The organism is Vibrio sp. 1641 (assembly GCF_033339995.1).
Taxonomy (GTDB): Bacteria; Pseudomonadota; Gammaproteobacteria; order Enterobacterales; family Vibrionaceae; genus Vibrio; species Vibrio alginolyticus.
Genome location: NZ_JAWOVP010000002.1, coordinates 646634 through 658689 on the forward strand (window position 1 = coordinate 646634; position 12056 = coordinate 658689).

11 protein-coding genes are annotated in these 12056 nt (G+C 45.9%); 7 read left to right on the plus strand and 4 right to left on the minus strand.

Going from position 1 to position 12056, the window contains the following annotated elements; all coding sequences use genetic code 11:
- Positions 1-112 precede the first annotated feature (112 nt).
- On the plus strand, positions 113-1525 hold the full coding sequence (locus tag R7Z47_RS06770) for a coniferyl aldehyde dehydrogenase (RefSeq protein WP_262606760.1): 1413 nt from the start codon (positions 113-115) through the stop codon (positions 1523-1525).
- Between the two features lie 175 nt (positions 1526-1700).
- Here the strand turns inward: R7Z47_RS06770 and R7Z47_RS06775 are convergent, their stop codons facing one another.
- A complete protein-coding gene (locus R7Z47_RS06775; protein ID WP_262606759.1) occupies positions 1701-2180 on the minus strand; it encodes an aminoacyl-tRNA deacylase in 480 nt (159 codons plus the stop codon).
- A gap of 156 nt (positions 2181-2336) precedes the next feature.
- Here R7Z47_RS06775 and R7Z47_RS06780 point away from each other — a divergent pair, with 156 nt between their 5' ends.
- From R7Z47_RS06780 to R7Z47_RS06795, 4 genes are all read left to right on the plus strand, one after another.
- Positions 2337-3878, plus strand: coding sequence for a glutamate synthase-related protein (locus R7Z47_RS06780; protein WP_025767832.1), 1542 nt, complete (start codon positions 2337-2339; stop codon positions 3876-3878).
- 186 nt (positions 3879-4064) lie between these two features.
- A complete protein-coding gene (gene katG / locus R7Z47_RS06785; protein WP_047101448.1) occupies positions 4065-6239 on the plus strand; it encodes a catalase/peroxidase HPI in 2175 nt (724 codons plus the stop codon).
- A 165-nt stretch (positions 6240-6404) separates the two neighbouring features.
- Positions 6405-6857: an antitoxin Xre/MbcA/ParS toxin-binding domain-containing protein gene (locus R7Z47_RS06790; protein WP_047101449.1), complete on the plus strand. Its 453-nt coding sequence runs from the start codon at positions 6405-6407 to the stop codon at positions 6855-6857.
- 1 nt (position 6858) lies between these two features.
- A complete protein-coding gene (locus R7Z47_RS06795) occupies positions 6859-7329 on the plus strand; it encodes an RES family NAD+ phosphorylase (protein WP_005376497.1) in 471 nt (156 codons plus the stop codon).
- 79 nt (positions 7330-7408) lie between these two features.
- Here R7Z47_RS06795 and R7Z47_RS06800 read toward each other — a convergent pair whose 3' ends face one another.
- Positions 7409-9259, minus strand: a complete 1851-nt coding sequence (locus R7Z47_RS06800) for an acyltransferase family protein (RefSeq protein WP_047101455.1) — start codon at positions 9257-9259, stop codon at positions 7409-7411.
- 241 nt (positions 9260-9500) lie between these two features.
- Here R7Z47_RS06800 and R7Z47_RS06805 point away from each other — a divergent pair, with 241 nt between their 5' ends.
- Complete coding sequence (locus tag R7Z47_RS06805; protein ID WP_053349151.1) at positions 9501-9776, plus strand: nitrogenase-stabilizing/protective protein NifW; 276 nt, start codon at positions 9501-9503, stop codon at positions 9774-9776.
- A 117-nt stretch (positions 9777-9893) separates the two neighbouring features.
- Here the strand turns inward: R7Z47_RS06805 and R7Z47_RS06810 are convergent, their stop codons facing one another.
- Both R7Z47_RS06810 and gloA read right to left on the minus strand, forming a co-directional pair.
- Positions 9894-10994, minus strand: a complete 1101-nt coding sequence (locus R7Z47_RS06810) for an alkene reductase (RefSeq protein ID WP_054866340.1) — start codon at positions 10992-10994, stop codon at positions 9894-9896.
- Between the two features lie 11 nt (positions 10995-11005).
- Positions 11006-11392, minus strand: coding sequence for a lactoylglutathione lyase (gene gloA / locus R7Z47_RS06815; protein WP_053303545.1), 387 nt, complete (start codon positions 11390-11392; stop codon positions 11006-11008).
- A gap of 211 nt (positions 11393-11603) precedes the next feature.
- On the opposite strand from gloA, the gene R7Z47_RS06820 reads away from it, so the two are divergent.
- Positions 11604-12032, plus strand: a complete 429-nt coding sequence (locus R7Z47_RS06820; RefSeq protein WP_031781242.1) for a PaaI family thioesterase — start codon at positions 11604-11606, stop codon at positions 12030-12032.
- The last annotated feature ends 24 nt before the right edge of the window (positions 12033-12056 follow it).

Below are 12056 nucleotides of genomic sequence, written 5' to 3' on the forward strand. Positions count from 1 at the left end.
GATATTTTAATCAGAGTTCGAACTCTAACTTCACGAGCGCTACAATAGTAACATTGTTGCGCTCGTGTTAACTTGGGGCGTCATTGGTAGAAACTAGGCTAGGAGAAGCATCATGAACGCAATCACAGAGGTTGAAGTAGATAACTTGTTACAGCAAAGCCTCGAACGCTTAAAAGCGGCATATGCAGCCGAGCCTTATCCTAGTTTAGATGAACGTAAACAGCGCCTCGTTTTGTTAAAAAAATCGCTGCTTGAGAACAAACAAGCTCTGGTTGAAGCGTTAAGTGACGATTTTGGCTATCGCTCAGAATTTGATACCGCTATGACCGACGTTTTGCCAACGGTCTCGCATATTAATTATACCCTCAAACGACTAAAAAAATGGTGCAAACCCAGCAAGCGCGAATCCGGCTTATTGCTCGCACCTTCTAAAGTCACCGTTCAGTATCAACCGTTAGGTGTCGTCGGGATCATTTCACCGTGGAACTTTCCTGTGATTTTGAGCCTTGCGCCTTTAGTGACAGCATTGGCTGCTGGCAACCGCGTGATGATGAAGCTCAGCGAATTTACGCCAAAAACCAATAAAGTCATCGTCGATATTTGCCGTGGGTTGTCTGAGTATGTCGAAGTTTTTGAGGGTGAAGCAGACGTCGCACAAGCATTCAGCCAACTGCCATTCGATCACCTTTTGTTCACGGGTTCTACGAGTGTTGGTCGCGCAGTGGCAAAAGCGGCAGCGGAAAACCTTACCCCGGTGACGTTAGAGTTGGGTGGAAAGTCCCCGGTGATCATTGCAAAAGATGCAGACATGAAGAAAGCCGTTGATGCTATCTTGTTTGGTAAATGCATTAATGCAGGCCAGATTTGTGTCGCGCCTGACTACGCATTTGTACCGCAAGAACGTGTCGAAGAGTTCATTTCGCTATTCTTAAAACGTTTTGAAAAGCTCTATTTAAAATCCAACAAGAATCAAAAGCTGACCCATATTGTCAACCAACGACAATATGATCGTTTGACTGCACTACTTGAGGATGCAAAAGCGCAAGGTGCTAACCTTCACACTGTTGAGGCGTCGCCCCAAGAGGAACGACTTCTGTATCCTCATTTGGTCACGGATGTGTCGCCGAATATGCGAATCATGCAAGAGGAGATCTTCGGGCTATTTCTACCTGTTAAGCCCTACAATGCCGTTGATGAAGCGATTGACTACATTAATCAGCACCAAAGACCACTTGCGCTGTATGTTATGTCGGACGACAAATCGACTATCAAACATATTGTACGCAACACCCACAGCGGTGGCGTCGGCGTTAATGATACGGTTTTACATGTTGGCGCTGAAGATGCGCCTTTTGGTGGCGTTGGTGAATCGGGTATTGGGCATTATCACGGAGAGGAAGGATTCAGAACTTTTAGTCATGCGAAAACCATTCTTCACACACCGAAATGGTTGCCAAGAACGAGCGTATTAATGCGCCGTAGGGCTATGGCGATAAAAGCGATCCAAAAGATCTTTGTTCGATAATAATTATGATTTGATTGATAAAAAACCGCCCGAATAGGCGGTTTTTTGTTTCTATGTGCTCTGAAACGCTGAGCACCAAAGTCCGAGAAACTTCCTTCGCGTGCTACCAACAAAACAAAGAAAGGCTCTTGTTGAAAGAGCCTTGTTCAGGAAATGTCGAGAGGTTTTGGCAAGTTTAATGCTGAACTTCACTGCTGAATCTTAGATATCTACAGTCGTTCATCAGTTCTTTAAACGCCTTTCTGTCCAGCTTAATCAGAGTTTCATGATCGCCAGCTTCGAGATAGACATGTTCCAAATTTGCTAATCTTTCATCGCAAACTGTCGACATGTGGTAAGGACTACCAATCGGTGGAATAGCGCCGTGTTCACAATCGGTGAAGAGTCGGTAAACCATACGCTCTTTCACCAAGTGGAAGGTGGCGTTAAACTCGTCGTTTAATCTCGACAAACTGATTTTGTTGTTGGCAGGTAAGACCGCCATCATATGACGCCCTTCATGATCCTCAAGAATCACACCTTTTGCGATATTCATTAAAGGCACACCTGCTGCAACACCACTTTGTAGCGAGCTATGACTGTGGCTATGATTCACGGTTTGAAAGTGAATGTTATGCTCAGTCAAATATTCATCTAATCGGGTTGCAATCGTCATATAGCCTCCACGTGTATGAGACCCATAAAAAGTATAGGTTAGTCGGGCGACAATCGCGCATTTTACTCGGCTACACTGACGCTCTTTACGCTCCTGTTCTACGCTTATTGCAAGCCAGCGAGAAAGCATGGTTAACAATAATAAATAGGGGGCAACATGAGCAAGCCAATCATCGCTGATAACAAGCCGATCAAAGTAGAGTTGAAAGCTGGGCAAGAATACTACTTCTGCCGATGTGGGCGTTCTAAAAATCAACCTTACTGCGATGGGTCTCATTCGGGAACCGGCTTAAAGCCAATGAGCTTTAGTGCGGAAAAAGACGAAGATGCCTATCTCTGCCAATGTAAGCATACCGCCAATGCTCCTTTTTGTGATGGTACACACAAGCGATTTACCGCAGAGCAAGTCGGTAAAGAGGGACCGGAACAAAAGCGAGAGAAAAGAGACAAACCAACAGCGTCTGCTACTCAAGAAGAACCAACCCTCGAGTTTATCCACCAATTAGCGAGAGAAGGACTCTCTAAACTCGGTCATCATGGTCCGATGGCTGCAATGGGGGTTCCTAGGCATTTGCTACCACATTGGGATGCTATACAAATCATGGTGGCGCAAATGGCGACACAACCGTTGTTGGAAGACGTTCCTGTGTCTACCGAGTTGATTGTGGGACCAAACGCGCGTAAGCCGCTCAGACTCGCCATTCCTTTGTTGGTGTCGGACATGAGTTTTGGCGCACTTTCTGAAGAGGCGAAAATTGCACTAGCAAAAGGTGCAGAGTTGGCAGGGACTGGGATTTGCTCTGGTGAGGGTGGCATGTTACCGGAAGAGCAAGCCGCCAATTCACGGTATTTCTATGAGCTTGCTAGTGCTCAATTTGGCTACGACGAATCTAAGCTTCTTAATGTTCAGGCGTTTCACTTCAAAGGCGGGCAAGGAGCAAAAACGGGCACGGGTGGTCATCTGCCTGCAAATAAAAATGTAGGTAAGATCTCTCAGGTGAGAGGCATCCCCGAGGGACAACCAGCGATATCACCACCAACGTTCAAAGATCTTCACACTACTCACGATTTCAGAAAGTTTGCTGACAGAGTTCGTGGCATCACAGGCGGAATTCCAATTGGATTTAAACTCAGTGCCAACCATATTGAGCAAGACATTCAGTTTGCGCTTGATGCTGGGGCTGATTACATCATCTTAGACGGTCGCGGTGGTGGCACGGGTGCGGCGCCAACTATGTTCCGTGATCATATTAGTGTGCCCACCATCCCTGCATTAGCTCGTGCACGTAAGTACTTAGATGAAAAAGGTGTAAGTGACAGCGTCACATTAATCATCACTGGTGGGTTGCGAGTTCCTACGGATTTTGTCAAAGCGTTGGCACTTGGAGCAGACGGAGTAGCGATAGCAAACAGTGCAATGCAATCGATCGGTTGTGTCGCGGCTCGCATCTGCAACACCAATAATTGCCCTGCAGGCATTGCGACACAAAATGCCGATTTGAGGCAGCGTCTCGACGTTGAAAAGTCATCCCAGCAACTGAAAAATTTCTTCGAATCCTCGGTCGAGCTCATGAAAGTCATGGCGAGGGCTTGTGGTCATCACGCTCTGAGTGAATTTAGTCATCATGATTTAGCGACCTGGGATCACAACATGGCGAGGCTGTCTGGGATTAAGTATTCAGGTATGGACTTAAACTGATCTCTATCCATATTTTCTGCATATAGGTACATGTTTGATAACAATTATTTATTCGCTGAAATGTTTGAAATTTTGACTTGGCGTTAACTAAAAAAACAGTGTATGAACTACGCTGTTTGAGGTGGATATTCGATTTATTGAATAACAAAGAGTGGTTACCACAACCACGACACGAAGGAGCATTATATGAGCAAAGCAAACGGCGGTTCGGTAGGTAAATGTCCAGTTATGCATGGTGGGCAAACATCTACAGATAAGTCGGTGATGGATTGGTGGCCGAATGCCTTGAACTTAGACATCCTGCATCAACACGACTCCAAAACCAACCCATTTGGTCAGGACTTTAATTACAAAGAAGAACTGAAAAAGCTAGATGTCGAAGCACTTAAAAAAGATTTAAAAGATTTAATGACTGATAGCCAAGACTGGTGGCCTGCCGACTGGGGACACTACGGTGGTTTAATGATCCGAATGGCATGGCATGCAGCGGGCAGTTATCGTATTGCGGATGGCCGTGGCGGTGCTGCTACAGGCAACCAACGCTTTGCTCCTCTCAACTCTTGGCCAGATAACGCCAACCTCGATAAGGCTCGACGCCTTTTATGGCCAATCAAGAAAAAATATGGCAACAAACTAAGTTGGGCAGACCTGATTGTCCTTGCCGGTAACATGGCGTACGAATCCATGGGCTTTAAGACCTTTGGCTTTGCGTTTGGACGAGAGGACATTTGGCACCCAGAAAAAGACACTTACTGGGGGTCTGAGCAAGAATGGTTAGCCACAAGTGACGCTGATAACAGCCGCTACTCTGGTGAGCGAGATTTAGAAAACCCGCTTGCTGCGGTAATGATGGGTCTTATCTATGTGAACCCTGAAGGGGTAGACGGTAACCCAGATCCTCTCAAAACAGCACATGACATGCGAGTGACCTTTGCGCGAATGGCAATGAACGATGAAGAAACCGTCGCGCTCACAGCTGGTGGTCACACGGTGGGTAAGTGTCATGGTAATGGTGATGCCGCAAACCTTGGCCCAGAGCCCGAAGCAGCAGACGTTCATGAGCAAGGTCTTGGCTGGATTAACCACAAAACACGTGGCATTGGCCGTGACGCGGTAACGAGTGGCATTGAAGGTGCTTGGACAACACACCCTACACAATGGGACTACGGATACTTCCACCTACTATTTAAGTATGACTGGGAACTGAAAAAGAGCCCAGCAGGTGCATGGCAATGGGAGCCAATCGACATTGAAGAAGAAGACAAGCCTGTCGATGTTGAAGACGGTTCTAAGCGCTACAATCCAATCATGACCGACGCCGATATGGCGCTCAAAATGGACCCTGAATATCGTAAGATTGCAGAAAAGTTCCAAAATGACCCTGCGTACTTTGATGACGTTTTTGCTCGTGCCTGGTTTAAGTTGACACACCGCGATCTAGGACCAAAATCATGTTATTTCGGCCCTGATGTGCCAAGCGAAGATCTTATTTGGCAAGACCCAACGCCCGCAGGTAAGACAGACTACGATGTCGATTTAGTGAAAACAAAAATTGAAGCAAGTGGCCTATCCATTAGTGAGTTAGTAAGTACGGCGTGGGATAGTGCGCGTACTTACCGTGGCTCTGACCGCCGAGGCGGTGCAAATGGCGCGAGAATTCGCTTGGCTCCGCAAAAAGATTGGCAAGGGAACGAACCTGAACGTCTAAGCCGTGTTCTTGCGGTGCTAGAAAAAATAGCAGCAGAAGAGGGCTGTAGTGTTGCAGACGCTATCGTGCTTGCTGGGAACGTAGGTATTGAACTGGCTGCGCGTGCCGCAGGTCATAATGTTTCCGTACCATTCGCGCCAGGCCGAGGTGATGCCACCCAAGAGATGACGGATGTGGAATCGTTCGAAGTACTTGAGCCTGTTGCTGACGGTTTCCGAAATTGGTTGAAGAAAGACTACGCGGTTAAGCCAGAAGAGCTTTTATTAGATCGTGCTCAGCTTATGGGGCTAACGGCGCCAGAAATGACGGTACTTATCGGTGGTATGCGCGTTCTAGGCAGTAACTACGGCGGTGGAAAAGAGGGCGTATTTACTGACCGAGTAGGCACTTTGTCGAATGATTTCTTCGTGAACCTTACTGACATGGCATATACGTGGAAACCAGTGAGTGCTAATCAATATGAAATCCGTGATCGTAAAACCGACGCTGTGAAGTGGACGGCTACTCGAGTGGATCTTGTCTTTGGTTCAAACTCGATCCTGCGTTCGTATGCGGAAGTGTATGCGCAAGATGATAATCAGGAAAAATTCATCCATGACTTCATCGCCGCATGGACGAAAGTCATGAACGCGGATCGTTTTGACTTGCAATAAGTGAAACGATGCCCGTCGGTAGATGGGTTGATGAATAAGTAAGAGAGGCGGGCGAAAAGCTCGCCTTTTTCTTTACCTATCTTTTTACTTTGATTGTTACTTTGATTGAAAGTTAAGCTCATTTGAACCATAATAACTGGACCATATGAACCATAGGAGCTTGATATGGCAACTGCAGCATTAAAAAGCTTCAAACCGAAACAACCTCATAAAGCCAATTTCTGGTTTATGTTGGGTATTGAAGACTCTGAAACAGGTCGCACTGATGCGGTTCACAAAGGCTTTGAGCCAAAGGTGTATCGCAATATTGTTGAGCGTGTGAAGCTTTCTCAGAGTGAGTTTCAAAACGTCACATTGATACCTGTCAGCACGGTCAAGCGTCGTCTAAAAAACGATGAACGCTTCAATACGCAAGAAAGTGATGCAATCTATCGATTAGCGATGTTATTGAAACTCGCGACAGAACTGTTTGACGACGAAGAGCGCGCGTTAAAATGGATGAGAGAGAATGTGTATGGCTTAGGTGGAAAACGTCCACTTGATATGGTCTCGACCACGGTGGATTTTGAAATCGTAAAAGATTTGATCGGCCGTTTAGAGCACGGGGTATTCTCGTAATATGAAGCTCTATCGTCTCACACAAAAGAAATTCGCTGACACGCCATTCAGCCCCGTTGGCGCAAAGTTGTTTGGAGGGCGATGGAATTCAAAAGGAACCGAAGCCCTCTACTTCTCTGAATCGGAATCCCTTTGCTCGTTGGAAGTATTTGTTCACGTAAACAACGATCCTGCTATCACCAAACTTTACGATTTATATCGTATTGAAATGCCAGAATACCTCATCGCCACCTTAGATGAAGAAGATCTCCCTGTGACGTGGCGAGCAATACCGGCGAGCGAGTCTACGCAGTACATTGGTGATCAGTTTCTCAATGATCCTCATCCAGAGTTTGCCGCGCTGCAAGTGCCTTCAACGATTTCACCTCGTGATAAAAACTACGTGGTGAATCCAAATCATCCCAAAATGAAAGAGATCATCAAGAAAGCCGAAAAGCTCGATTTCGCGTTTGATCCGCGCATTTTCAAATAGACGCCTAGCTTTGTCTTGCTTTAAAGCATTCAGCGCTTACCTGAGATAAGCGCTGAAGCATAAAAGTTTATTCCCTTGGTTATTGTCGGTCGTAAGTGAACTGTTGCGCTTCATTTGTACTGTTGTGGTAATGCCCAAGCACCAACTCAGCACCTTTGTAAGATAAATGGCTGTCATCCGTATACATCGCATTGTTTGCTCCAACTCTCATTCGACATACGCCATTTCTGCAAATGGCATCGGTCAAGTCGACAAACTCAACGTGCTCAAATTGCTCAAAGTAGTTCACTAACTTCGCCACGTTTTGAGGGTGATGTTGTTTGGGAGAAAAGTCGCAGGTAGACTCTTCTGTCTCGCCAAACAAACGCGCTTTCCAAAGGCATTCTCCTACCGCAAACGGTGCAGAAGGGGTTGGACCGAAAACGACCACTTCCTTTCCTTTCAGTTCATTCAATAATTTGGTTAATGATGCTTCATAATCGGCTTGTGAAAGCTCTTTATTGAAATTAGAAGAGATAACAACGCGACGAATGGAAGGGGTACTTAGAATGGTATCGACAGCCTCATTGAAGAACTGTCGGCAAGAAATTGAGCCAGCAGCTTCTAGGATGTCGACATAACCGACTGCACAGGAATCTTGAGTAAGTTGCACCACGCCAGTTGGTGTTACTTCAGATAGACGCTTCACGTAAACCATGCTGTGACTATTGCCTAACACAGCGATGGTGGGCTGCGGCGCAGACGAGCACACATCGTTAACGTTGGTGTTGCCGTTGCAATCTAAACCATAACCGTTGTTAACGCGCATGGCCTCGAAAAATGCGCTTCTTTCTGGAAAACCACCGTTTTGATGACCAATAACGCCGAGCGTTAGCAAGGGCAACGTCAACAACACAATAACCGCGGACACAGTGCGCATGCTCATGGCTTTTCGGCTACGGAACGGCTTTTCAATAAAGCGCCAAGTGAAGTAAGACAGTACAAAAAGAGCGATAACGTAAAGCGGGATATTGACGTCTTGTGTTGTGTCCAACACGTAGCGGTAAAAGACAAATAATGGAATGTGCCACAAGTATAAGCTGTAGCTGATTAAGCCGACGAACACGACCCACTTTAGGCTCAGTAATCTACCGCAGACATTGCCTTTAGAGGCAAACAAAATCACCAACGCGCTACCGATGACCGGCACCAGCAGCGTAATGCCCGCGCCATCTTGCGATTTTTCAAACAAAAGCGCGGAAGCCAATATCAAAACGATGCCAATGGTTGCTAGAGTATCGTTAGATTGAACTTGGACTTTTCTCATCACTAATGCGAGTAATGAACCGGTTGCCAGCTCCCAAGCGCGAGAGAAGATCATGTAAAAAGCGAAATCAGGATCGTTGCTCGCGTAGACAATAGTCATCAAACTCAGCACAAATACCGTGATAAAAAAAGTCAGGTAAAACGCGTTTTTACCACGAGCGAGTAGCATGAGTAGCAAAGGAATGACAATGTAGTATTGTTCTTCAACGCCCAAGCTCCATGTGTGGAACAGCGGGTTGGCTTGATCTTCTAAACCGAAGTAATTGTGGCCTTTTAAATACAGAAGAATGTTGGATGAGGAAAGAATGGAAGATACTGCAAACTGACCAACGTCTTTGTGTGCTTGCGGCAAAAATAGCCACCAAGACATCAAATAGCTGACGGCGATCACCACCAGTAAGAGGGGGAGTATGCGACGAATGCGTCGCTCATAAAAATCACCAAGGCTGAACTTCTGGTTTTCTAAGTCGTTAATCACGATGGTGGTGATCAAATAGCCGCTGATCACAAAAAACACGTCGACGCCAATAAAGCCACCAGCGAATTGCTCAACTCCTGCATGAAACAAAATCACCAACGTGACAGCAATCGCCCTTAATCCGTCTACTTCTGCTCTGTAAGTCATATCGTGTTGCTCCAACATTCCGTTTAATGAAGTAGAGCAAAATATGAACCAGAAATAATGTTTATTTAAATCAGTGTCTTAAAGTGATTTTCAAAATGAAAATGCTAGGTGGGTTAACGAATTCCTAAATTGAATTTCAATATGGAAACCCCATAAAGAATGATCTTAAGAAGCGCTAAATCAAAGAACGTAAAGCGCGAGGCACTTAGACTTCATTGAAAATGATTACGCTAAAGAAACGATGACAGAGAATACGATTCAGGAAAAAATTGCCAGCTTTACTTGTATCGAAGAGGCTTTGAATTACTTCGACATCGAGTTTGATAGCCGATTTATCGAAAACAATCGAACCGAGTTGGTTAAGAGGTTTAACGGCTACTTAATCCTCACTAAACCGGATGATTGGTTTTCAGGTCGTCGTGCTTTAAAGAATGCTTACTGTAAAGTACAACGCAGTTTGCTCAGTAAAACGACGCGCTCTGCGTGTCGAGGTTGTACATCTTGTCAAAGACGTTAATTCTGGTGGCTTGCCTAAAAAGAACCCTGCATCTTGGCGTTACAGGGGGAAGAGCAAGGTTCTTTTGGTTTCGCTATTGGTTTGTCGCGAGTTGCGAATCAGCTTTACGTAGATGAATTAACCCGCGTGGTACGCAGGGTAGTCCACTAAGCCTTTTTCACCGCCGCCGAACAATGTGGCAGGGTCATGTTCTGCCAGTGGATAGCCATGCTTGATGCGGCTTGGTAAGTCTGGGTTTGCAACAAACGGACGGCCAAAGCCAATCATGTCGGCTAAACCACTTTCAATCGCGTGTTGCGCCTTTTCTGCGTTGTAACGACCGGCATAGATCAGTGTGCCTTTATACGCCTCACGAACTGCGGTTTTAAAGTCGTGCGGAGTGTCTGGCGCGTCGTCCCAATCCACTTCTGCAATGTGAATGTAAACCACATTGAGTTTATCAAGCAGCGCTGCAGCGGCGGTGTAGGTTTCTACTGGCGTACTATCAACGGTGCCATTTAACGAAGTGAATGGTGCAAGACGAACACCAACACGCTCTGCGCCAATAGCTTGCGTCATCGCCTCTACCACTTCACCAAGAAAACGCAGACGGTTTTCAATGGAACCACCGTATTCATCGGTGCGGTTATTCGCTTCAGAATCGATAAACTGGTTAACCAAGTAGCCATTCGCTGCATGAAGCTCGATACCATCGAATCCGGCTTCTATCGCGTTTAGTGCGGCTTGGCGGTACTCTTCAATAACGTTCTTGATGTCTTGTTTGGTCATTTCACGTGGCTCAACCACATCGACAAAACCCGGTTCGTCTGTGCCGTTATCGACAAATACTTTCACGTTTTCTGCTTTTAGCGCAGAAGAAGAAATAGGTTGCTCACCGCCAATGTTATCAGGGTGAGTCACGCGACCAACGTGCCATAATTGCGCGAAGATAACGCCGCCTTTCTCGTGCACTGCATCAGTTACTTTTTTCCAGCCAGCAATTTGCTCTGGGCTGTAAATGCCTGGTGTCCATGCATAGCCTTGACCCATTGGCGAAATTTGTGTGCCTTCAGCAACGATTAGGCCCGCTTCAGCACGTTGAGCATAGTAGGTCGCCATCATGTCGTTAGCGATATTACCTGGTTGAGAAGCACGAGAGCGCGTCATCGGAGGCATAACGATACGGTTTTTTAATGAGAGAGAGCCAAGTTGAATGGGTTGAAATAATGCGTCTGTCATAGGAAACCTCGTTATTTGTGAGTTTGGATGAGTTCGATTTGGTAACCATCGGGATCTTTAATGAACGCGATGTGAGTTTCTCCGCCTTTCATTGGACCTGGCTCGCGAGTAACGTTGCCACCAAGCGCTTTGATTTTTTCGCAAGCGGCGTAAATATCTTCAGACCCCAGTGCCATGTGTCCGAATGCGTTACCCAAGTCGTAACTGTCGGTATCCCAGTTATAAGTTAGCTCGATGGTCGCGCCATCTGGTTGATCAGGGTTACCAACAAACACCAGTGAGTAACGGTATTCTTGGTTTTCAAAACGATCCAAAACGCTCATTCCCAGAACTTTTGTATAAAATTCGATAGATTTGTCTAGGTCAGCTACACGGATCATCGTGTGGAGAAACTTCATAAGTCGCCTTTTCATAACGTTGCGTAATCACTATGCAAACCATATCGCCACTCTAAATAAACTGGAAATTATCGTTAATTATTAAAATGATTATTTATTGTTATGAAAAGCGAGGTTGCTGGCCCTGCAACATGCAAACAAAGATTACTCGCCGTTTCTTTTTAATTATTGGCATATGCTAGTTACTCTTTTGAGAAACCGAGTAACTATCATGTCCACAAACAGCTACTGTCATTACACTCACGAGTCTCATCATCAATGTGCGGTTTGTTCTTCAATTAATGTGAATCCGAACTCTTTGGCCGTGAACTACCAATACCTAGCCGATGGCTCTGTTGTCGGAGAGTTTCACGTTTTACCGCGTCATCAAGGTTACACAGACCTGTTGCATGGTGGTATTGCCAGTTCGCTTCTCGATGGTGCAATGACGCATTGTTTGTTATCTAGAGACATTCAAGCCCTTACGGCGCAGTTGGATGTGCGCTACCATGCACCTATTCAGTTAGATGATCGAGTCACGATTACTGCACACTGTGAAGGTGAACGACGCGGTATATATCAACTGGTGGCTCAATTGCGGGTCGAAAGCGAAGTTAGAGTGACGGCTAAAGGGAAGTTTATTCGTCCTAAAAAGGCATAAATAAAAACGTGTTCTACGGAGAGG